The organism is Desulfoplanes formicivorans, assembly GCF_001748225.1.
In the GTDB taxonomy this organism is placed as follows: Bacteria; Desulfobacterota; Desulfovibrionia; order Desulfovibrionales; family Desulfomicrobiaceae; genus Desulfoplanes; species Desulfoplanes formicivorans.
In genome coordinates this window covers 40,285-64,026 of sequence record NZ_BDFE01000006.1, presented here as the reverse complement: position 1 = coordinate 64,026, position 23,742 = coordinate 40,285, and the positions used below count along the sequence as shown (strand labels likewise).

Genomic DNA, 23,742 nt, shown 5'->3' with positions numbered 1-23,742 from the left:
GATCCCCACACTCAGGGCCTGATTGAGGCCCAAGGACTTGTTGTCCCGTGCATCCCCGGGTGCGCCCGAACAAGTCTGTTGCATGGGTAGTGTTCGCAATCCGTAAACATGCGCGAATGCTCCGCCAGAATTGTGCATGGGTCTCAACTCACCGAAGCCTCACGAGAAGAGGGTATCGACTCCCGCTGCCGTCGCAGACAAAAAAAGGCCATGAGACACATGAGGGTCCCGCCGATCCACAACCAGTTGACCAGAGGATGGATGCTGATCTTGATACTGATATTCTCGTCTTCGTCAAAACCAAGCAGGGTGGCGTACAATTCATCCCCCAGGGAGGGAATTATGGATACCTCGGCAAAGGATTGATCAAAGTTGGCGTACATGCGTTTTTGGGGCGTGAGAATACCCAGAGGTTTGCCGTTTTGGGCCACCATGAGCTGGGCCTCGTACGCGGTCATGGACGGACTGGGCTTGATGGCAAACCCCTTGTACAGAAATTCGTAGTCCCCGACCTTGAGCACTTCGCCCTTGTGCAAAATGGCCTCTTCATCCACCTGATACGGACCGGAAAAGGCAATGCCCAGGGCAACAAGGGCAACGCCCACATGGACTCCGTAGGCTCCCCAGGCCCACATCTGCTTGAGCAGGGAACGATTGATCAGGAACAGGGCCGCAATGGATACCAGCACGGCCACGGCAGAACTGGCGGCAAAAAGGGCCAGGGGTTTGACCATTCCGGCCAAAAACAACCCGCCGCCACCGAGAATCAGAGCTCCCAGAGTCAGGACAAGCCCCAGACGGCTCTTGAAACCGGATTTCCAGGCCAGCCAGGGGCAAAATCCCAGCAAAAGCACCACCAGGGACAGGGGAGGCAAACACACCCTGTTGTAAAAGTCAGGCCCAAGACCCACGGTGTTCTCGCTCCAGAGTCCGCTGATCACGGGCCAGTTGACCCCGAGAAAAACCATGCCCCCCAGAGCCAGAAGCAACCAGACCACCACAAGCAGAATACCGGGTTTGCTGAGCATGCCATCAAGTGCCCGACTCGGGTAGTGGCGACATCCGTGGATAAGGGTCAGCGTGACCCCAAGGGCCAGGAGCATGAAAACCAGCAGGGGCACTCCCACCCCGCCGGCCCCAAAGGCATGCAGGGACTGGATAAACCCGCTGCGAACAATGAAGGTTCCGTAAAAACACAAAAGCAGGGTCAGACTGGCCAGAAAAATGTTTGTTTTCAGAAGTCCCTTGCGGGTCCGGCCGATGAGCGCCGTGTGCAGCAGAGCCGTGGCGGCAAACCAGGGAATGAGGGAGGCGTTTTCCACCGGGTCCCAGGCCCAGTAACCGCCCCACCCCAGTTCCATGTACGACCACCAGGCCCCCAGAATGATTCCGGCTGTGAGGAAGATCCAGGCGATCAGCAGCCAGTTGCGGCAGCGATCAAGCCAGGCAAAGGGAGCACCCGTGAGACAATGGGCAAAGGCCAGACAACAGGGGATGGTGAATGCGGCGTATCCGATGAACAAAAGCGGTGGATGAAAAATCATGCCGGGATTCTGCAGCAGGGGATTCATGCCGTTGCCCTGGGCCGGGGGATTGACCAGCTGAACAAAGGGGTTGCTCACACTGGTCAAAAGCATCAGGAAAAAGCCCTGGACCAGGAAAAAAAACAGCCAGAACCATATCCTGGTTCGCTGTTCCATGAGCCGGTATCCGGGAGTGAAAATCATGATGGTCCCCAGAATCGCAAGCATGAGGGCCCAGAAGAGAAAGGATCCGTCCTGACCCGCCCAAAAGGCGGTGACCGCATAAAAGGTGGGCAAAAACGTATCTGTATATTCCTGAACATACAAAAAGGAAAAATCCCGATTGACCAGGGCCAGGGTGAGGATCCACGAGCTCAGGCACAAAAGGCCGGTGGTGGCCAATTGCCCCCGTTCCATCCAGACCAGCACCGAGTTGCGCTTGTTGGCCAGGTCAAGACACCCTTTGAGGGCAAGAAGCAAAATGGCCACAAGGGCCACGAAAAGGGACGCAAAAGCAATGGATTGCATAAGGAACTGGTCCTTTGGTGAAAAGGGTTGTTAACGATTGGACATATCCGGGGGCGCAACCAGGTCCCATATCACGGGCCTGTTTTCCGGACTGGGTCACAAGGTAGCGGGCCAGGATTGCAGCCTGTTGGAACGACCCGGCACCCCAAGGCAGCGAGTATTCCGGCCGGTATCAGGACGTTTTTTTCTTGTACTTGGAAGGGCATTTGGTCATCAAGGTCTTGGCCTTGAAGACCCGTGTTCCCGGATCCAGTCCCCCCTCCACGATGACTTCCACCCCGGGCTTGAAGGTGTCGGGAACAACGCCCCGGTAATGAACGGGCAGTGTTTGGGTTGCATCCTTCTTGTCCACCAGGACAAAGGAAAGCTCCATGGCATCGGAAGATCGCTCAAGGCCCTGGGTGGCCACGTTGCCAAACAGCCTCGCCTGGGAAAGCTGGGAACTGTCCATGGCCAGGGCCTCGGAAACATTCAAAAAATACACCGAGTCCTTGGAAAGGCCCGAGAACAAAAGATACCCGATGCCTGCAAAAAGGCAGGCAAAGGCCGTCAAGTAGATCCATTTCTGATTGGCTTGTTTGGTCATGGTTCAAGGGAGGTTAGGGTCAGGACTTCTTCTTGTTGCGCGCCGTATGCCCGTTAATCAGCTCTGCGCGCTGTTGCCTTGCAAATTCCCGCATGTCAACGACCTGATCGGTCTCATCCACGATTTCATTGCCCAGAATTTCCTCAAGCACATCCTCCAGGGTAACCACCCCGGCCAGCCCCCCGTATTCATCCAGAACCACGAAAAGATGCACCCTGGATTCGAGAAATCTGACCAGCAGTTTGTCCAGAGTCATGGTTTCGACCACGAAAAGCACCTGTTTCATCAGCTTGTTAAGGGGCAGATCGTCACGGTCGTCAGCCAGGGCCTCCATGACATCCCGGCGGTAAACCAGCCCGATGATATCCTCGGGATCATCATCCTCATACACGGGAATCCTGCTGTTGGGCCAGGAGGTGTTCAGTTCACGGGCCTGGGAAACCGTCAGATGGCTGGGCAGGGAAAAAATGACCGTGCGGGGAGTCATCACATCCCGAACAATCTTCTTGTCCAGGGTGAGGATGTTATGCATGGACCGTTCTTCATAGGGTTTGATGGCCCCGGCCCGACGCGTCAGGCTGATGGCCGCCAGAAGATCCTCTTCGGAACTGGTCGGTCCGGGCTTCTTGTGCTCCACAAAATGAACCAGCCAGTTGGTCAGCCAGATGGCCGGCTTGAACAGCCAGACCAAGGCAACCAAGGGCTTGGCCAGGGGCACGGCAAGATTCTTGGCGTAGACCACGCCGATGGTTTTGGGCAGAATCTCGGAAAAAATAAGAATGATCACCGTGAAAATCAGGGAGAAATAGACGAGGTGCTCCTCCCCAAACAGCCGCACGGCAATGGCCCCTGCAATGGCCGCGCCCGCGGTATGGGCCACGGTGTTCAATGTCAGGATGGCGGAAATGGGTTCCTTGATCTTTTTGCGCAGCTCCGAAAGGAGGATTCCCGAGGTCTTGCCGGCCTTGCGCAACCGCTCGATAAAACTCCATGGAACCGAGTACAAAACCGCTTCGGCAACGGAACAGAATGCCGAAATCAAGGTGGCCAGGGCTACAACGATGGCCAGTTCAAGCATAGCGGGAGAATCTCCGTGGTGAATGATGTGGGATAAAGGGTGGACAACACAAGGTGCATGAAAACGCCAGGAAACAAGGCAAAGACGCCCGACAACCCGCCTGCTGCCCGGCCCGGATATTCAGAGGATCCGACAGGACCTTTACTGCCGCCTCTCCTAGGTGCGCCGGCAGGCCTCACGTGGACCAAAAACACAAGTGCCCAGCCGGACCATGGTTGCTCCCTCTTCAATGGCAACCTTGTAGGTGTTGGACATGCCCATGGACAATTCTTTCATGGGGGCATGGGCATAATTCCGTTTCCCCAGGGTATCAAAAATCTTTCTGGCGGCCCTGAAATAGGGGCGGGAAACCTCGGGATCGCCGAACCGTGGCCCCATGGTCATGAGTCCCTGAATGGAGATATGGGACAGGGAGGCGGCCTGTTCAATGAGCTCCTCCACCAGGGGCAATTCCGGTGGCAGACCGGACTTGGTCCGTTCACTGCCTATGTTGATTTCCACCAGGACCGGCATGACCTTGTCAAGGCGTTGGGCACGCAGGTTCACGGCCTGGGCCTTTTTGAGGGAATCCACGGTCTGAATCATGTCAAAGACCGGCAGGGCCTTGTTGATCTTGTTGGTCTGGAGATCTCCGATCATATGCCAGGTCACCTTTGAGGCCCATTCACCCAGCTCCTGATGCATGGCCTCACCTTCCTGGACATAGTTTTCCCCCATATCCGTGGCTCCGGCCATGATGGCTTCCCTGACCTCTTCCCGGGTTCTGGTCTTGGCTGCCAGAACAATCCTGACATGGTCCGGTATTTCCTGCCTGATTCGTTGATAATTCTCGGTGATGCTCATCTGCTCATGCCCACGAGTGTGCTTGTTCAATATGTCCAAACATCAAAAAAATTGAATCCAATCAGATAGACAATATCATCCCGCTTGGCCAGAAACCGGCTCGCCCGGACCGGGAACACGGAAAAATATCCATTGTCCAGCATCCAGAAATCGTCTTCAGCGTATTGGATGATGGCAAAGGAGTGCCGTTGCTGTTCGAGCTGCACGGAAACAACCCCCAGGGCATCATCGGGAAACCCGGCGTCCCGGAGTCTGTGCATGAGAACAATGGCCTGATCCAGGCTGATCCCCTTGCCCTTTTGCAGGGTATCCGTGGAAACTTTCCACATCCCGTCCTCGCGGTGTTCCACCTCAAGCAGGGTCCTTCTGTGGATAGTCCGCATCTTGCCGATGTCAATCACGCCTCCGGATTTGCTCGGAACGCTGTCTTCAAAGGACATGGAAGCGATCTGTTTTTTCTGCCAGGCGACCACGTCGTCATACAGAACGCTGTTGGTCACGTTGTTCTTGCGCACAAAGGTGCGTTTTTTCTGTTTGAAACCATTGCCGACCATGCGCAGTGCGGATCTGGAGCCAAGAATGTAGTAGCGAGCAATGTTCATCTTGATATCCTTACAATATACCATGCTGCAGGACCAGAAACATGTGCCCGGCCCGCAAAATCCGTTCGGAGTTACCTCAAGGTTGTTGCGGAATACCTCATTTCCCTTCACCGGTCCAATGGGAATTTGGCGGCAAATACGACTGGCCGCGTGATTGCCCCTGAACACGGGGAACATCGCAACCAGTCTGAAACGCCTTTGTTGTCGGCATATCCTGCCGGAGATCTTGCGTCTTGGGGCAGGCTCCTTTATCTTGCTGCAAGGTGTTACGACCTCCATGCCCTTGCAAGGTGTTCGCGGCATCGCCCACTCCCCGGGTACGGGGATGTCTGTCGTGCACACCCAGAGCGCTTTTCAACCATCAACAGGCAGAAAATCACATGAAAACTCCTTCACGCAAAAGCCATTTTCCCTCGGCCCACGAAGACGCCCAATCTGCTGTTCTTCACAAGGGCACCCCTCAATGCACGTCACCCTCCTACAGACTGGCCTTTCAGGACAACGACTTCATCCTCCGCGATGAACTCAGGCCGGTTCGGTTGCAGCTGGAACTGATGAAAACCGAACTCCTGCTCCAGGAACACAACATCCAATCGACCATTGTCATCTTTGGAAGCGCCCGGCTCAAGGAGCCCGAAGAGGCAAAAAAGGACGTCGAACGCCTGGAACAACTCTGTGCATCATATCCCGACCAAGACGAGTATGCCGTGCGTCTCAGACGGGCCCGAAACGGACTCAAATATTCGAAGTACTATGATGAATCAAGAAAGCTGGGCCGGCTCATCTCCCAAAACACCGAGGACAACAGCCTGGTGGTCATCACCGGAGGCGGTAACGGGATCATGGGTGCGGCCAACCGGGGAGCCCATGACGTGGGGGCCAAGAACATCGGCCTGAACATTGTCCTCCCCTTTGAACAGCGGCCCAACGAGTACATCACCCCGGAACTTTCCTTCCAGTTCCACTACTTTGCCATCAGGAAGATGCACTTTCTCATTCGGGCCCGGGGCATGGTCGCCTTTCCCGGCGGATTCGGCACCATGGACGAGCTCTTTGAAAGTCTGACCCTCATCCAGACCGGCAAGATCAAGCCCTTTCCGGTCCTTTTGTTTGGTCGGGAATTCTGGGACTCGGTCATCAATTTCGAGGCATTGGTTGAAGCGGGAACCATTTCCGAAAAGGATCTGGACATCTTCCAATACGTGGAAACAGCCACCGAGGCATGGGAAATTCTCTCGGCAGCCAACGGGCATTGATTCCCCAGCACACAACGTATCCCGGCAACCAGGTGCGCCTGCCATGGTCCAGCTTTCTTTTGCCGGGATCATGGCACCCCGCCGGGCAAGACAGCAGGGCCAGGCCAGCCTCAAGGACCTGCCGGCACTTGAAGGTTGGGCAAAGTTTGCGTAGTCACTCCATCTTGCACCTGGGCCATGTACTCCCTGCCCTTGATCACCCTTTAACAAGCCATGTTGCGGAGCATCTTTCTTGAACGCCCATGCCTCTCTTTTCACCTGCCAGGCCACAGACGGTTCGGCACGCGCCGGCACCCTCATCACCCCGCACGGAGTCATACAGACACCCATCTTCATGCCCGTGGGAACCCTGGGAACGGTCAAAAGCCTTGACCCCCATGATCTGTATGCCATGGGTGCCCAGATCATCCTGGGCAATACCTACCATCTCTATCTGCGTCCGGGCGACGAAATGATCGCCCGAAGGGGCGGACTGCACAAGTTCATGCGCTGGGACAAGCCCATCCTCACGGACAGCGGCGGATTCCAGGTCTTCAGTCTGGCGGGTCTGAGAACCATTACCGACGATGGCGTGGAATTCTCCTCCCACATTGACGGGTCCAAGCACTTCTTTTCCCCGGAAAAGGTCATTGCCATCCAGACCAACTTGGGGTCGGACATCATGATGGTCCTGGACGAATGCGTGCCCTATGGGGCGGATCACGACTACACGGCCAAATCCCTCAAAAAGACCACGGCATGGGCCAAACGGTGCCGTGCCGCCTATACCCGGGGGGAAACCGGCAACCAGCTCATGTTCGGGATCGTCCAGGGGGGATTTTTCAAGGACCTGCGGACCCAAAGTGCCCGGGAGATCACGGCCATTCCCTTTGAAGGGTACGCCATTGGCGGATTGAGCGTGGGCGAATCCAAAAGGGAAATGCTGGACATGCTCGAACACACCACCCCGCTTTTACCCAGTGAAAAGCCCAGATATCTCATGGGCGTGGGTGCTCCCATGGATCTGGTCAACGGCATCAGAAACGGCGTGGACATGTTCGATTGCGTGCTGCCCACCCGCAACGCCCGCAACGGGACCCTGTTCACCTCCCTTGGCAAAGTGAATATCAAGCGGGCCCAGTACCGGGAAGACGACAGCCCTCTTGATCCCCATTGCTCGTGCTACACCTGCCGGAACTTTTCCAAGGCCTATTTGCGCCATCTCTATGTTTCCAGGGAACTGCTCTCCTACCGGCTGAACTCCATCCACAACCTGCATTTTCTCCTGGACCTGGTCAAAAAGGCCCGGAAGGCCATCTTTGAAGGCCGATACGAAATGTTTTACAAACACTGGCAAACCATCTATCCGGAATGACCATGTGCTCCTCCATGCACCTCGTACCCATCGGACAGGTCCGGTCTCCCTACAGGAACCGCAGGGAGTGCCCCAAGCAGGCCTCCAGCAGCGACCCTGCCTCGCGTATTGAAATAGCCCCAAAATACATGCCGGCCCTGCACCGCCTGGAAATCGGACAGGAGATCATTGTTCTGACCTGGCTGGATCAGGGTGACCGCAACGTGTTCCAATGCCACCCCAAGGGCGATCCCCAACGGGCCATGCACGGTGTATTTGCAACCCGTTCTCCCGACCGGCCCAACCCCATCGGTCACCACCAGGTAACCATACGGGATATCCGGGACAACGTCCTTGTGGTCCATCCCATGGAGGTTCTGGACACGACCCCGGTTCTGGATATCAAGCCGGTTCTGCTGCCGGGGAGTCATCCGGATACGGCCCTGCCTGATCCGGCAATGGCACAGGCCATCATCCGCACGGGCCGGGACGGCTGGATGCGGGGATTGTTCAACGGCATGAACGGCAACATCAGCCTGCGCTCGGGCCGGCACATGCTGATCACGGGAACCGGGAGCGCCAAAGGGCATCTGGCCACCAGGGACCTGACCTGCATGGATCTGGAGACCAGCGAAACCGTGTCCGGTCCCCTGCCGTCTTCCGAAACCCCGGTGCATCTCTCCATCTATGACCACCAACCCCGGGCCTCGGCCATTGTTCACACCCACCCGCCCCATCTGCTGGCCCTTTCCCTGTCCTGTCATACGGGCAGCCTCCTTGATCTTCCCCTGTTCGAAGGCAAGGTATTCGCGGACAGGCTGACCACGGTCCCAGCCCTGGCACCGGGCACGACTGAACTGGGTCAGGCCGTGGGCCACGTATCCCGGGCCCACTCCTGCATTTTCATGGAAAATCACGGCCTTGTGGTGTGGGCCCCAACCCTGGTCCAGGCATTGGCCCTGACCGAAGAAATCGAGAGCCTGGCCCGCATCCGTCTCTTGCACACGGGATGACCGGTTGCTGATCGTCAAGGTAGCCTAACCTCAAGAACCACGGATCACCAAGTGCGTCACCTCTGCTTCCTGATTATCCTGCTCGTTACCATTACTCCCTGTCATGCCATGGGAGCAGACCATCCTGTCCGACAACGACTTTTGGTCCTCAATTCCTATCATCCCGGCTACGCATGGTCAGACAGCATCATGGACGGCCTCTTCAGCAGCCTGGAGCCGAACGAAGACAAGCTGAACATATATCTTGAGTACATGGACACCAAGCACCATAACAGTGACATCTACTTTGAGAAACTCCGCTCCCTGTATTACCACAAATATCACGATCTCCACTTTGACCTCATTGCCGCCTGCGACGACAACGCCGTCAACTTCCTGCTCCGCTACAAGAACGACCTCTTTCCGGGAACGCCTGTTTTCTTTTGTGGCATCAATGATGCTCACACCATGGGCAAAGCCGTCCACATGGGCATGCAGGGCATTTACGAAGAGTGGCGGGACAAGGAAACTATAGACCTGGCCCTGAAACTCTTTCCCCAAACAAGGACCGTTGCGGTCATAGCCGACCAAACCGCCACGGGAAAGGCCGGAGCCCACCGAATACATCAACTGGCAACCTCCTATGCCCCCGAAGTAGAATTCGTCTTCATCCCCACCAAAAACATCGCCCATATCCAGCAAAGCCTGGCCGCTCTTCCCCTCAATACCATCATCTTGTTCGTGCATCTGTTCAGGACCGAAGATAACAAGTGGTATTCCTACAAACAGGGTGCAGCGGCCATTAAGGCCATTACTGACAAGCCCATTTTCACGGTCTCGGATTTCAGCGTGGTCCCAGGTGTTGTTGGGGGACATGTGATCAGCGGCTACCATCAGGGGAAGACCTTGGGCAACATCATCAAGGCCTCCCTGTTTGACCATTCCCTGAAGACACCCATAGACCACGCAATGCCCCTGGACACCAAAATTTTTGACTACCATGGCCTGCAACGTTTCGGCATTGATCTTTCCCAACTTCCCGCAGGCAGCGTCATCATCAACAAACCTTTCAGCTTTTATGACACCTATAAAGTCTGGATATGGATAACCATTGTATTCATCTCCCTTGAAACCCTGCTCATTGTCCTGTTTGCCCTGAACCGGCGGCATCTCAAAAAGGCCCAACAGGAGGTTTTGGAAACCAACCAGCGCCTGGATCTGGCCATCAAGGGAACGGAACAGGCACTGTTTCATTGGGACGTTGGGGACGACACCATTGCCTTCAAATACTTTTGGAAAGATATTCTCGGGTATCCACGGGAACTTGGATCCCTCACCCTTGAACAGTGGCACCAGCATGTTCATCCCGAAGACATCCCGCTGCTGGAGACCACCAGAAAGAATCATCTCCAGGGAAAAAGTCCCTATTATGAGCAAGAATTCAGGGTTCGTAGGGCAGACATGACATGGTGCTGGCTCATTGTCCGCGGCAGAATCATGGCCAGGGATCATACGGGTGCACCACGCCAGATCACCGGTACCCTGAGAGATATCACTCCCCGCAAAAAAGGTGAACAGGCACAACAACGTTTGGTGGCCGCCCTGGAACAATCCGAAGAGGCCATGGCCATCTGCGATACCCGGGGCATGATTTTCTTCATCAACCAGACCTTTGCCGATTTCCATCAGGTTGTCCCGGAACATGTGCGTTCCACCTCCATTCGGGACATTGCCCCCCTGTTCAATTTGGAACCCATGTGGGACAACCTGAACAAGGATAAACACTGGCGGGGACGCACCAAGCACACCCGGGACAACGCCCCATGCGACCTGGAAGTCAAGGCATCGCCCATCAAGGATGCCCACGGCAAAACCACATGTTATATTTTCAGCCATCGGGACATTACCAGGGAGATCAAGCTGGAGGTCCAGCTCAGACAGGCACAGAAAATGGAAGCTGTTGGCCAGCTTGCCGGCGGCATCGCCCATGACTTCAACAACCTGCTCCAGGTCATTTTGGGTTATACGAGCAAAATCATCAATAATCACGGCACAGTGGCCGACAACCGGTCCAGGCTGGAAAAAATTACTGATGCATCCCAAAAGGCCGCCCACCTTATCAAACAGCTCCTCATTTTCAGCCGGCGGGAAATGATTGCCCGGCACCCCATTGATGCCAACAAGACCATTCAGGACGTACTCGGTCTGCTCAAACGAACCATTGGGGAACAAATCACCATCAACTTTACCCCGACACCATCCGTGCCCCTGATCAAGGCCGATACGAACCAGATCCACCAGATCATCATGAACCTGTGCGTCAATGCCCGTGATGCCATGCCCCAAGGGGGGACCATTAACATCACAACCGCCCTCGTCAGCCCGGATGCGGCATTTGTCAGGGATCACCCGTGGTCCAGACCGGGCGATTTCGTGTGCATTGAGGTTGGTGATTCGGGCACAGGCATGCAGCCCGAAACCCGGGAACACATCTTTGAACCCTTTTTCACCACCAAGGAAACAGGCAAGGGCACGGGACTCGGGCTGGCCACGGTCTACGGCATCGTCAAGAGCCACAATGGCATGATCCACGTGAAGTCGCACCCCGGACAGGGCACCACCTTTCAAATCTTCCTGCCTGCCACCAGTGCCAATAACCAACACCAGACAACCGAATACAAGATAACCAGCGTTTCTGCGATCCGATCCGCCACTATCCTTGTGGCCGAAGATGACGATATGGTCCGATCCCTGACCCTGGAAGTGCTGACAGATGCCGGGTACACCCTTCTGGAGGCCACCAATGGAGCGGAGGCTGTAGAGCTTTTCAAACGCAACCAGGATATGATCGATCTGCTTCTTCTGGACGTGATCATGCCCGAGATGACCGGGCACCAGGCCTGGAAAAAAATCCACGAACTACGCCCGGACATTCCCACCATTTTCTGCAGCGGATACAGTTTCAATGAGCTCCGGGAAACAACACTCCTCACGGAAAAAGGCTGGCTGATTCAAAAACCCTACTCCCCGGATCAACTCATGCAAACCATTGCCAACGCCCTCACGTCCTCGGGCAATGAATGACCCGCATACCCTTGCCAGGGGATACCGCCATGAAAGAACCAACCCACATCATTGTTCTCACCACCTGCCCGTCTCCAAAAGAGGCGAAACAACTGGCAGCCGGCCTTGTGGAATGCGGGCTGGCAGCCTGCGTCCAATGCTCGGCCATTACCAGCACCTACACCTGGCAGGGCAGGGTAACCAGCGAACAGGAAACCCAGGTCTGGATCAAGACGAAAAATTCCCTCTACACCCGGGTGGAAAACTTCATCCAGCGTGTTCACCCCTATGATGTTCCGGAGATCCTGGCCCTGCCGGTCATTGGCGGCTCCAGGACGTATCTGCAATGGATTGATCAGGTCACCCAAAACGATTGATCATCCGCCCCTTCATCCAACCCCAAGGATTGTTCCATGCAACAGGACCGACGATTTCGCATCGCATCCAGGGAAGCCCTTTGGTGCATCCTTTTGACCCTGGCCAACTTCGTGTGGTGGTACGGTTTCGCCTATGGACTGGGCAGTGGCCCGGCTGAATCCTTCACCTTCATCCTCGGCCTTCCGGCCTGGTTTTTCATGAGCTGTGTGGCCGGATTTCCCCTGTTTGGCATCCTGGCCTGGATCATGGTCAGATTCGCCTTCACCGACATGCCCCTTGATCCCGAATCTTCCGAAGACCCAAGGACGCATCAATGACAGTCAATCTGGAAGTGCTCATCCCCCTGGGAATCTATCTGATCTTTGTCTATCTGCTGGCTGTCTACGCCAACCGGGTACTTTCCCGTTCGGGCAATTTTCTGCAGGAATACTTCATTGGCAGCCGGTCCATGAACGGCATCATGCTGGCCATGACACTGGTGGCCACCTATATCAGCGCCAGCAGTTTCGTGGGCGGCCCGGGCGTGGCCTACAAAATGGGGCTGGGATGGGTGCTCCTGGCCATGATCCAGGTGCCCACGGCCTGGCTGACCCTGGGAGTGCTGGGCAAAAAATTCGCCATTGTGGCCCGGCGTATCGACGCGGTGACCATCAACGACTTTCTGTGGGCGCGCTATGAGAACCGGGCCGTGGTCATCCTGGCCACCCTGAGTCTGGTCATCTTCTTTATCGCCGCCATGGTCGCCCAGTTCATTGGCGGGGCCCGGCTTTTCGAGACAGCCACGGGTCTTCCCTATCATGTCGGGTTGACCATCTTTGCCGTCACCGTGATTTTGTACACGACTCTTGGGGGCTTCAGGGCGGTTGTGCTCACGGATGTGGTCCAGGGCATTGTCATGCTCCTGGGTACGGCAGCCCTTTTTGTCGGCATTGTGAACGTGGGCGGCGGCATGACCGCCATTGTCCAGAAGATGCAGGCCATTGATCCCGGTCTGATCACGCCTTTTGGCCCCAAGGCCTTTCTGGCCAAACCATTCATTCTCTCCTTCTGGGTCCTGGTCTGCTTCGGAGTCATCGGCCTGCCGCACACGGCCGTGCGCTGTTTCAGCTACAGGGACAGCCGGTCCATGCACACGGCCATCGTGGTCAGCACCTTTGTTCTCGGCTTCCTTGTTCTGGGCATGCATTTGTGCGGCGCCCTGGGCAGGGCCATCATTCCGGATCTGACCGTGGGCGACAAGATCATGCCCGCCCTGAGCCTGGCCATTCTCCCGCCCGTGGTGGCCGGAATCTTCCTGGCCGGTCCCCTGGCCGCCATCATGTCCACCATTGATTCCCAGCTCATTCTGGCGTCCGCCACCCTGATCCGCGACCTGGCCGTCAAACACATCCCCATGCAGCAACCGGCTGACGACTCCAGACTGCACAAACTGAGCTTCTACTGCACAGCCCTTTTGGGAATCATCGTATTCATGGCCTCGTTGCGGCCGCCCGACCTGATCGTGTGGATCAACCTGTTTGCCTTTGGAGGGATGCAGGCCACCTTTCTCTGGCCCGTTGTTCTGGGGTTGTACTGGAAACGGGCCAATGCCCAGGGCGCCCTCTGCTCCATGATGGCGGGCCTTGCCACCTATTTTGCCATGGTCATCTGGGTCAAACGATTCATGGGCATGCATGTCATCGTGCCCACCCTGGCCATCTCCCTCATCGCCTTTGTCGTGGTCAGCATGAAGACCCGGGAACCCCGCAAGCATATTACCCGAATATTCTTTCAGAAAATATCGCAATAAGACCGCTTGGATTTGTTTTCCGGAGATGGGGAGGGGAAATTCTGATCCTGATCCTGCAACAGTTTAGTGAAGACCCGATTAAACCACTTGCTGGGCAAGCTGAATATCTTCGGGCGCCATCTTCCTGAAACCATCTCCAGGGGACAATTGACCTTTTCCCAAAGAAACCAAACCTCGCGCAGGATTTTGAAACCCAAGGCGGTTTTACGAAACGGCTTTACAAAGTGCGTACTGCCAAGCAAAGGGGAACACTTGAGCACAAGAAACAGGCGTGTTGGCTCCTTCAAAAGGGTGTGACGGACAGATCAAATCTGACACTATAACGAAAAAAGCCGGGAACAATGTTCCCGGCTTTTTTCGTATGGGTAGAATTCATGCTGTGTTCATTTGCCCCTGCAACGCAGTATCTCAATGGCATCAACAATGACCATGTACAGGGAGGGCACCAGAACCAGGGTGATCAGGGTGGCAAAGACGATGCCGAATCCCAGGGAGATGGCCATGGGGATGAGAAATCGGGCCTGCCTGGAAGTCTCGAAAATCATGGGAGCCAGACCGCCAAAGGTGGTCAATGTAGTCAGAATGATCGGCCGAAACCGGGCAACACCGGCAGAAAGGACCGCATCATGGGCATTCATCCCGTTTTCCTGACGCTTGCGGTTGGCAAAATTGATGAGCACCAGGGAATCGTTGACCACCACCCCGGACAGGGCAACAATACCGAACAGGCTCATGAGGCTCAGGGAATATCCCATGAGCAGATGACCGAGGACCGCACCCACAATGCCGAAGGGGATGCTGACCATGATGATCAACGGCTGGGCATAACTGCGGAAGGGCACGGCCAGGAGCCCGTAGATGACAAGCAAGGCCAGAAGCAATCCTTCCACAAGGCTGGACATGGACTCGCGCATGTCGGCCTGCTTGCCCTCGAACCCGTAGGAAAGGCCGGGATACTTCTCAACCAGCCAGGGCAGGCTCTCGGCCATCAGGGCATTGAGGATTTCGTTGGCCTTGCTCTGGGGAATGACATTGGCAGTCACCTCCACGGTCCTTCGCCCGTTATGCCTGTCAATGGTGGTATACGCCCGGCCCGGTGTCATGGTCACGGCCTCGCGCAGGGGGATCTCCACTCCCGAAGGCGTCCGGAGAATGAGTTCTTCGATATTGTGCTCCAGAACCCGTTCGGATTTGGGCAGCCGGACCATGACCTTGACCTCGTTTCTGCCCCGCTGCTGGCGCAGGGCCTCGGCCCCGTAAAAGGCATACCTCACCTGTCTGGCCACATCTTCGGCCCGAAGTCCCAGCCCCCGGGCGGAGTCGCGAATTTTGAAATCATACTGCCGTTTGCCCGGAGAAAATCCGTCATCAATGTCCTTGACGTTGGGATAGACTTCCAGCTCACGGGCCAGTTCTGCACTGGCCTTTTCCAGAACATTGATGTCCCGGTGGCTGAGCTCCACGGTCAGGGACTTGCCCGAACCCGGCCCTCCGGAATCCGATTCATAGGTAATGTATTCCAGACCCACCAGATCGCCAACACGTTCGCGCCACATGCGGGTGAAATCGGCCGTGCTCACGGGCCGAACCTCGGGATCGGTGAGATAGACCCGAACCTCGGAGGTGGAGCCCCCGTCCATGATGCGGGCAAAAATACCGGTGACCAATTGGTCCCCGCCATTTTCTTCTCCCACTTCCCTGCCGGCATCCACCAGGATTTTCTGGATCTCCTTGGTCTTTTCCACGGCCGTTCCATAGGGAAGCACGGCAGTCACCTTGGCATAGTCGGCCTCGATCTTGGGGAACAGGGTCAAGCCCATGCGACCGCTTTGCACGTATCCGACGGTCACCAGCAGGATGGCCACGCCCACCGACATGGTCAGATACCTGTACTTGAGGGTCAGATCCAGAAACGGACCGTACTTGGTCTTGACCACATGAATGAACCACTTGCTGAAGCGCTGTTGCATGCCGTGCATCCAGCCGGTGATCCCGCTGCGGCGCCGGTCACGCTGATGCCCCAGATGGGCCGGAAGCACGAGCAGACTTTCCACCAGGGAAACGGCAAACACGCTGACAACCACCAGGGGAATCTGTCTGAAAACCTTTCCCATGACCCCGGGCACAAAATACATGGGCATGAAGGTCACCACATTGGTCAGCACGCTGAAAGTCACGGGCATGGCGATTTCCCGGGCCCCCTGGATGGCAGCGTCCAGAAAGGACATGCCCTTCTGGTGGTAATTGTACACGTTTTCGCCCACCACAATGGCATCGTCCACCACAATACCCAGGGTAATGATGAAGGCGAACAGGGAGATCATGTTGATGGTCACCCCAAACCCGGGCAAAAGCAGCAGCGAGCCCAGAAAGGAGATGGGAATGCCCATGCTTACCCAGAACGCAAGGCGGGCCTCGAGAAACAGGGCCAGGCACAGAAACACCAGTCCAAGCCCCATGTAACCGTTGGTGAGCAACAGTTCGAGACGCTGCTTGTAGACATTGGAACGATCCTTCAAGATGTTCAGGGAAAGTCCCTGGGGAAGGATCTGCCTGAAGGTCTCGACATTGCGTTTGACAGCGTCGGCCACATCAATGGGTGTCTGGTCACCAATTCTATAGACATCAATGAGGACGGCCGGCTGCCCGTCAAACGAGGCAAAGATGTCACTGTCCTCAAACCCGTCATTGATCTCGGCGATATCCTCCAGCAGGACACTGGTTCCGTCATTGCCGGTGATGATGGGAATTTTGCCGAACTCCCGTCCGTAATCCTTGCGTTCCTTGACCCGGACAAGAATTTCTCCACCACTGGTTTTGATCCCGCCACCGGGAAGGTCAACCGAGGCCTTGTCAATACGGGCAGCCACTTCGGCAATGGTCAGATTGTACCGGCGCAGGTTTTCCTGGGGGACCTCCACGCTGATTTCGTAATCGCGCACGCCGTGAAGCTCCACTTGGGTGATGTTCGGGTCCTGGATCAAGCGGTCCCGCAAATCTTCTGCCGTTTCCCGCAGCACCCAGTCGGATTGAGCACCATGCAGGGCAAGGGACACGACTTCGCGCTTGCGGGACACGATGGTCACGCTGGGTTCTTCGGCGTCATCAGGAAACGAGGTGATCCTGTCCACTTCGCTCTGGATGTCCTGGGCAAGACGCTGGATATTTTCTCCTTCAACGATCTCAACGATAACCGATCCCGAGCCCTCGCTTGCCGAAGATGTGACGTCATCCACACCGTCGAGGCCCTGAACGGCCTCCTCAATGGGCAGGATGATCCCTTTTTCAACCTCTTCGGGACTGGCTCCGGGATAGGCAACGGTCACGCTGACCATATCCAGATCGAAATCGGGAAAGACCTCCTGCTTGATATGACTGCCTACGATCAACCCGCCGATGAGACAGACGATCATGATCAGATTGGCGGCAACGGAATTGCCAGCCATCCATGCAATGGGACCCTTGGAGGAGGTGGAAAACGTGCTCATGAGTTCTTCGCGCTCCCCTTGATGGTACCTGTGGCGGCCCCGGATACCTCATCCGCGATCCGTACTTCCATGCCCTGAACCGGAGCGGCGATATCCGAAAGAATGATCTGCTCTCCATCCTGCACGCCTCCGGCAAGATAGACCACATGGGCATCACGCCAGACAATCTCCACAGAACGGATGTCCAGGGTGTTCTTCCGGGTGGCTATCCAGATGGTATTGCCATCACGCAGGGCATCCCTGGGTATGGCAACCACATGTTCGAGAACCCGGCCCAAAATGTCCACATGTACATATTCTCCCAGCAAAAGGGGCACCTGGGAAGGATCGTTCTCCTTGAGAAAAAGGGGGTCATCCACCCGCACAAGCACCCTGGCCATGCGTCCCTGGGATTCGATATCCCCGAGAAGCCGGATGACCTGACCGGTTCGCGCGTTGTCTGTCACGGCCGAACGGATGCGGGCCGTGCTGCCGGTACCCGCTGCCCCCTTGGGCACCTTGATCCATGACAGCCGGTCACGAGGGATGGAGGTCTCCACCCAATAGGCATCCGTGCCCACAAGGGTTGCAATCGTTGTTTGCGTGGACACCTGGGCACCCAGATCAACGTTCTTTTCCAGAACAAGACAATTGAACGGGGCAACCACCGATGTCCTTGCAAGATCAAGTTCGGCCTGCTGAAGATCCAGACGGGCCTTGGTCACATCGGCCTGGGCCTGCTCCAATTGAGGCTTGCGCAGAGCAAGGGTCGCCTCTTCCGACGACATGTTCCGATTCCCACGCAACAGCTCCCACTCTTTCCGGGCCACGGCCTGCTGCCCCTGTTCCAGGGCCAGGGCCGCCTTGGCCTGCACCAGGGCCATTTGTTTCTGTTGCACGTTCAACTCAAAATCCTTGGGATCAATGCCCGCCACACGGGTTCCCTGAGCCAGGATCCCGCCCGGCTCGAATCCCCGGGCCAGATGGACAATGCGGCCCGCCACCTGGGGGCTGAGCACGGTCTCCCGCGCGGGCACAACCGTTCCCATGGCCTGGATAACGACCTGTTCCTTGCCGAAGGCGGCCTTCTGCACCGTCACCAAGGGTGCCAGGGTGATCCGGGCCTTTTTCGTGGGCTTGGGCCTTGAGTCGAGAAAATACTTGGCTCCCAAGGCCCCCAGAACGACAATGACCACAGGCAGGAGAAAACCGAAGATCTTCCTGCACCACTGTCTGCGTATGCTGTTTGATTCCGTCATGATTGTCCTTGTTCACTGGTATGCGTGGTGTCCATGGTCGGCGTGACCGCTTTGTCATGGATCGATGTCTGCGCCTGCTCTTCCAGCTTGCGATACCATGTTCCCCCCAGTGCCCGATGCAGGCCCACCTGATACAAAAGCAGATCGGCCTGGCCCTGGACCAGGGTTCGTTCCAACGACTGCACGTTCAGGAGGCTGGTCAGTACAGTCAAATAGGTGACCACCCCGTTTTCATAGCGCTGCCTGGCCTGCTGCAAGGTCATCCGGGCGATGTCCAGTTGCTTCTGGGTGGCCGCAAGATAGGCCTGCTGCTTGTCAATGTTCACCAGGGCGTTTTCCACGTCCCGGACCGCTTCCATGACAGTCTGCTGATACGCGGCCAGACGTTCACGAGCCACAGCCCGGGTTCTGTCCACTTCGGCCGATCGACGATTGCCGTCAAAAATCGGCCCAGTCAGCCCTGCGGCCAGATTGGCCAGCCAATTGTCAAACAGGGTGTTGAACTGATCACTGGAATATTCAGCCCTGCCCGTTATGGTGATGGCGGGAAGTCGATCAGCCCGGGCACTGGCGATTTCCCACTGGGAAGACTTGAGACGCAGCCCGGCGGCCCGCACATCGGGACGGCTGGCCAAAAGATCGGCCGGAATGCCTGTGCCGGGCAGAGGCAGGGGCTCGGGCAGACCATGGCCGGTCAGACCGAGATCAAAATCAGGCGATTTGCCCATGAGGACCGCAGTTTCATGCATGAGCACCCGTTCCCGGGCTTCAAGTGTGGGAAGCATGGCCCGGGAACGGGCCAGTGCCTCGCGTTGCTGCAAAACATCCAATGCGGTGGAAAGAGAATTGTCGAATCGCAGTTCCAGAACCTCAAGATACCGCTCATTGGTTTGAATCTGCTCCTTGACCAGGGCCTGCTCCCCGCGCACCTGGAGAATCTCGACCCAGTTTTCGACAATCTGACCGGACAGGGTCATGAAGGCGGTGTGCACATCTTCCTGGGTGGCCTGGGCTTCAAGGCGCTCGGCCTCACGCGTGGACCCGATCCGGTCCCAGAGATCCAGTTCATACTGGGCGGCCAGCCCCAGGGAATGCTCCTTGGTGGTCGTGTATGTCTGCCCGCTGCTGGAACCATTTTTCCACTTCTGCCGGGTATGAGACGATCCCGCCTCCAGGGAAACCGAGGGAACAAGGGAAGCCCCGGCCTTGAGGGCTGAAGCCCGGGCCTGGTCGAGACGGGCCCGGGCCTGACGGATGGAAAACCCCTGACTGAGGGCAATATCCATCAACCGATCCAGTTCGCTGCTCCCGAACTCCTGCCACCAGGGCATGCTCAGGGTAGCATTCTCGACATACAGCGAATACCTGGCAGGAAGATCCGGCAGGGCGATGTCCGCTGATCGGGGTGCAAAGGGAGCACAACCCGTCACGACAACCAGAATGATGACAAATGACAAACAAAGCGACAACCGCATGAGAGGTCCTTAGGTAACAAGAGCCCGGATGACTCGATGATGAAATAAAGGTATGACGCAACTTGCTGGAAAAGTTCAATTCTCACATGCCAAGACGATCCTGCATACAATCAATGACCCGGCCTTGGCAACACCGGGACACGGCAGTCAGGAACCCTCATATGCCCCTGGGGTACCCGGCTCCAGGAACAAAGCCCAAGCAAAAATCAAACCATATTTTAGAAATTACTAACCACTTAATATAACAATAAAAAAATTTATCGTTTTTCGACCCATGTTGCACCTGGTCGATTTTTATACACCACGCGCGTTGCCATGGCTATTTTTTATACGTTTTATCCTCTTTATCTGCTCCTGTAATCAGAAAAGCACACATGATACGCGCGTATCATGTGTGCTTTTCTGATTACAGGCAAGGCAGCCATCACTTACGAGGACGCATCCTTGTCACTGGAAGACGTCTCGTCCTTGTCCCTGAGGGTGTGCTGGGCCATGGGACAGGCTCTGCAGGCCTCGCCGTCCTCGGTTCCCGAACAATTTCCCGGGCAGCCCGAACAGCCGAGTCCTTTCCTGCGCACGAACCGACTGATGATGTACACGGCGGCGATGATGATGATCACATAAACAAAAATACTGTCCCAGGACATGGTCAACCTCGTCTTTGTATCTCGGGATTGCTGCAACATGAACAATCCCCGAACGTTGAACCCTTTTGGACGCGGATGATCAGGCAACCATGATCGTGTCCGCGATTTCCCGGGACAAGGTCACGCGTCCGCCCCGGACTCCAACGACCAGCGAGCTGTCGTTATTGCTGACTACATTGATCTCGGTTCCAGGCAGGATGCCCATGGCCGCCAAATGACCAATCAACTGTCGGTTCGATTTCATGCAGGCCACCAATCGCTTTTCACCTCTTTGAAGCTTGGAAAGAGGACATTGGGCCCTCAAACTGCAACCCGAGCACTTGCCGTGTCGCCGTATTCCCCGTCGTCTGCACCGTTTGCCTGAAAACATATTCCCTACCCCGCCATGGTCATGAAGTACACCCTGATGAAAGTTAGGAGTAACGAATTTCTTTTGAGAGGTCAAAGAAAATCATGTCTGCCCCAGGATTATCCACTCATGGCCGATCCGGCCTGATAAATAATCACGGCCAGGATGTAGGCAAGCAAGGTATTGAAAACAACCGCAAAAACAGCCCATTTCCAGCTGGATTCCCGAGCCATGGCAATCACCGTGACAAAACAGGGGGCATACAGGAGAATAAAGGTCATGCATCCGATGACCGCAGGAATGGTCCAGTGGGGGTCGCTTTTGAGACGTTCCCCCAGGGCTGCGGGATTTTCGGGATCAACTTCGGCCATGGAATAGGCCGTCCCCAAGGTGGAAACAATGACTTCCTTGGCCGCAAAACCGCCCAGCACGGCAATGTTCATCTTCCAGTTGAAGCCGGCAAGCGAGGTCGCGGGCAGCAAGGCATCGCCGATACGGCCGGCAACCGTATTGCGCAAGGCCATTTCCGCCTGTTCTCCGCGAATGACATTGATCTTCATCTCCTGTTCTTGCGGAGAAAGCTGCTGATCCTGCATGACAGCGGCCACCCGGGCATCAAAGGACTGAATCTTCTCGGCCGGAAGCCGGGGAAAGGTCATGGCCGCCCAGATAAGAATGGAAATGGCCAGGATGACCGTGCCGGCCTTCTTGATATACTGCCAGGTTCTTTCCCAGGTATGCATCCATAGGCCGCTTAAGGCGGGCATTCTGTACGGAGGGAGCTCCATGACAAAGGGAGTTGGTTCCCCCCTGATGACAGCCCAGCGAAGGATTCGGGCCGTAAGTAGGGCCACGGCCCACGCCCCGAGGGAAAACAGAAGCATGACCCGTGCGGCACTGCCGGGGAAAAAGGCTGCGGTCATCATGATGAACAGGGGCAATTTGGCACCGCACATCATGAACGGCGAGACCACCAGCGTGGCCAGGCGCTCCTTGGGACTGCGCAGGGTTCTGGCGGACATGATGCCCGGAACCGCGCACCCTCCCGGAATGCCCCCCGAAATGATAAAGGGCATGACCGAACTGCCGTGCAGGCCGAAAAAGCGAAAAACGCGGTCCATCATGTAGGCCATGCGGGCCATGTATCCAAGATCTTCCAGAAAAGTGAGCATGAAGAACATGATCAGTATCAGGGGCACGAAACTGAGCACCCCGCCCACCCCGTCGACAATGCCCGACACAACCAAGGACTGCAGCAGCCCATCGGGGAGAATCCGGGTGCACACATCCCCGAACCACTCGAACCCGGCAATGAGCAGCTCCTGGGGATAGGCTCCCCATTCGATGGTCACCGTGAACATGAGATACAAAATGCCCAGCATGAGAGCGGGCCCCAAGATCTGGTGGGTCAAAACCGCATCAATCCTGTCCGAACGGGTATGGGCATTGGTGGTGGGTTCGATTTCCAGAACCCCGTCCTTGAGGATATCATTGATGAACGCGTACCTGTAGTCGGCAATAACCGCTTCGGGATAGGTTTCCGAATCACGCTCGCACATGGCCTCGGCCTCTTTGGCCATGGCCTCCAGTTCCAGTCCCAGCTCACCCTGGCTGCGCCCCCGTTTTATCAGGCTTTCATCGTTTTCCAGATATTTGACCGCAATGAATCGGGCAGGATACCGCTCGGTAAGGAACTGTTCTTCTTCGATCCGGTCAACCATGCGCTGGATGACGCCATCCAGATCAGGACCATAGGGAATATGCAGGGGCGCAAACTCCTTGATGGCCTCGCTTTGGGCATAATCAACCACGGTCTTCAAAAGCTTGCCAATACCCTTGCCGCTTTTGGCCACGGTCTCGACAACAGGAACCCCCAAACGCGCGGACAGCTCACGGGTATGAATATGGATACCCTTCTGGCGCACCTCGTCCATCATGTTCATGGACAGAACAACAGGCACGCCCAGTTCCATGAGCTGGACCGCCAGATACAGGCTCCTTTCCAGGGCCGTGGCATCAACCACATCAATGGCCAATTCCGGTTTCTCATCCACCAGCACCTGCCTGGCAACGAGTTCTTCCATGGAATAGGCCGTCAGAGAATAGGTTCCGGGCAGATCAATGATGCGCAAGGTGGCTCCGTGTACACAGGAACAACCTTCCTTGCGCTCCACGGTGATGCCGGGATAATTGCCCACCCGCTCCTTGGACCCGGTAATGGCGTTGAAGGTGGTACTCTTGCCGCAATTGGGATTGCCAGCCAGGGCGACACGTATTGTTCGATCCATCATCCTTCCTGTTCGTCCGTTTCCACGACGATATGATCGGCTTCGCTGTTGCGCAGACTCATGGTGAATCCCTTGAGTCTGAGGGCCACGGGGTCTTTGAGGGGAGCCTGCCCGACAATGGTTATCTCGGTACCGGGGACCAGGCCCATATCCCGAATCCGCCGCCCCAGTTCTCCCCGGGCGGCCACGGATACAATACGGGCCTTCTGGTTCACTCGTAGTTGGCGCATGGGTATTTTCATGTGCATCCTCGAATAGTCATGAAAGAATATTGGACGCCTCTAAC

19 protein-coding genes are annotated in these 23,742 nt (G+C 56.2%); 7 read left to right on the top strand and 12 right to left on the bottom strand.

The window, feature by feature from the left end:
* Positions 1-143: 143 nt before the first annotated feature.
* From DPF_RS01945 to DPF_RS01925, 5 genes are all read right to left on the bottom strand, one after another.
* Complete coding sequence (locus DPF_RS01945; protein ID WP_069857190.1) at positions 144-2,051, bottom strand: heme lyase CcmF/NrfE family subunit; 1,908 nt, start codon at positions 2,049-2,051, stop codon at positions 144-146.
* A 172-nt stretch (positions 2,052-2,223) separates the two neighbouring features.
* Positions 2,224-2,637: a cytochrome c maturation protein CcmE gene (locus DPF_RS01940; protein ID WP_069857189.1), complete on the bottom strand. Its 414-nt coding sequence runs from the start codon at positions 2,635-2,637 to the stop codon at positions 2,224-2,226.
* 19 nt (positions 2,638-2,656) lie between these two features.
* Positions 2,657-3,715: a hemolysin family protein gene (locus DPF_RS01935; RefSeq protein WP_069857188.1), complete on the bottom strand. Its 1,059-nt coding sequence runs from the start codon at positions 3,713-3,715 to the stop codon at positions 2,657-2,659.
* A gap of 156 nt (positions 3,716-3,871) precedes the next feature.
* Positions 3,872-4,558, bottom strand: a complete 687-nt coding sequence (locus DPF_RS01930) for a YggS family pyridoxal phosphate-dependent enzyme (protein ID WP_069857187.1) — start codon at positions 4,556-4,558, stop codon at positions 3,872-3,874.
* A gap of 26 nt (positions 4,559-4,584) precedes the next feature.
* Complete coding sequence (locus DPF_RS01925) at positions 4,585-5,160, bottom strand: hypothetical protein (RefSeq protein WP_141721037.1); 576 nt, start codon at positions 5,158-5,160, stop codon at positions 4,585-4,587.
* 380 nt (positions 5,161-5,540) lie between these two features.
* Here DPF_RS01925 and DPF_RS01920 point away from each other — a divergent pair, with 380 nt between their 5' ends.
* From DPF_RS01920 to panF, 7 genes are all read left to right on the top strand, one after another.
* Positions 5,541-6,416, top strand: coding sequence for an LOG family protein (locus DPF_RS01920; RefSeq protein ID WP_069857185.1), 876 nt, complete (start codon positions 5,541-5,543; stop codon positions 6,414-6,416).
* A 232-nt stretch (positions 6,417-6,648) separates the two neighbouring features.
* Positions 6,649-7,770: a tRNA guanosine(34) transglycosylase Tgt gene (gene tgt / locus DPF_RS01915; protein WP_069857184.1), complete on the top strand. Its 1,122-nt coding sequence runs from the start codon at positions 6,649-6,651 to the stop codon at positions 7,768-7,770.
* 14 nt (positions 7,771-7,784) lie between these two features.
* Complete coding sequence (tsaA, locus tag DPF_RS01910; protein ID WP_069857223.1) at positions 7,785-8,762, top strand: tRNA (N6-threonylcarbamoyladenosine(37)-N6)-methyltransferase TrmO; 978 nt, start codon at positions 7,785-7,787, stop codon at positions 8,760-8,762.
* Positions 8,763-8,813: 51 nt separating this feature from the next.
* Positions 8,814-11,825: a hybrid sensor histidine kinase/response regulator gene (locus tag DPF_RS01905; protein WP_069857183.1), complete on the top strand. Its 3,012-nt coding sequence runs from the start codon at positions 8,814-8,816 to the stop codon at positions 11,823-11,825.
* A 29-nt stretch (positions 11,826-11,854) separates the two neighbouring features.
* A complete protein-coding gene (gene cutA / locus DPF_RS01900; RefSeq protein ID WP_069857182.1) occupies positions 11,855-12,181 on the top strand; it encodes a divalent-cation tolerance protein CutA in 327 nt (108 codons plus the stop codon).
* Positions 12,182-12,217: 36 nt separating this feature from the next.
* Complete coding sequence (locus DPF_RS01895; RefSeq protein WP_069857181.1) at positions 12,218-12,499, top strand: YhdT family protein; 282 nt, start codon at positions 12,218-12,220, stop codon at positions 12,497-12,499.
* Positions 12,496-13,971, top strand: coding sequence for a sodium/pantothenate symporter (panF, locus tag DPF_RS01890; protein ID WP_069857180.1), 1,476 nt, complete (start codon positions 12,496-12,498; stop codon positions 13,969-13,971). Before DPF_RS01895 ends, panF begins: the two co-directional genes overlap by 4 nt.
* A 383-nt stretch (positions 13,972-14,354) precedes the next feature.
* Here the strand turns inward: panF and DPF_RS01880 are convergent, their stop codons facing one another.
* From DPF_RS01880 to DPF_RS01855, 7 genes are all read right to left on the bottom strand, one after another.
* Positions 14,355-17,459, bottom strand: coding sequence for an efflux RND transporter permease subunit (locus DPF_RS01880; RefSeq protein ID WP_069857178.1), 3,105 nt, complete (start codon positions 17,457-17,459; stop codon positions 14,355-14,357).
* Positions 17,456-18,697 (bottom strand): efflux RND transporter periplasmic adaptor subunit, encoded by a 1,242-nt coding sequence (locus DPF_RS01875; RefSeq protein WP_069857177.1) that lies wholly within the window; start codon positions 18,695-18,697, stop codon positions 17,456-17,458. Before DPF_RS01875 ends, DPF_RS01880 begins: the two co-directional genes overlap by 4 nt.
* Entirely contained in the window at positions 18,694-20,172 is a 1,479-nt protein-coding gene (locus tag DPF_RS01870) for an efflux transporter outer membrane subunit (RefSeq protein ID WP_069857176.1), read from the bottom strand. Before DPF_RS01870 ends, DPF_RS01875 begins: the two co-directional genes overlap by 4 nt.
* A 428-nt stretch (positions 20,173-20,600) precedes the next feature.
* Positions 20,601-20,819, bottom strand: a complete 219-nt coding sequence (locus tag DPF_RS01865; protein WP_069857175.1) for a FeoB-associated Cys-rich membrane protein — start codon at positions 20,817-20,819, stop codon at positions 20,601-20,603.
* A 79-nt stretch (positions 20,820-20,898) separates the two neighbouring features.
* On the bottom strand, positions 20,899-21,189 hold the full coding sequence (locus DPF_RS14360; RefSeq protein ID WP_083254403.1) for a FeoA family protein: 291 nt from the start codon (positions 21,187-21,189) through the stop codon (positions 20,899-20,901).
* Positions 21,190-21,287: 98 nt separating this feature from the next.
* Positions 21,288-23,456, bottom strand: coding sequence for a ferrous iron transport protein B (gene feoB, locus DPF_RS01860; protein ID WP_069857174.1), 2,169 nt, complete (start codon positions 23,454-23,456; stop codon positions 21,288-21,290).
* Positions 23,456-23,704 carry a FeoA family protein gene (locus tag DPF_RS01855; protein ID WP_069857173.1) on the bottom strand — a complete coding sequence of 83 codons (249 nt, stop codon included), beginning with the start codon at positions 23,702-23,704 and terminating at the stop codon, positions 23,456-23,458. The genes feoB and DPF_RS01855 overlap by 1 nt, the downstream gene beginning before the upstream one ends.
* Positions 23,705-23,742: the final 38 nt, after the last annotated feature.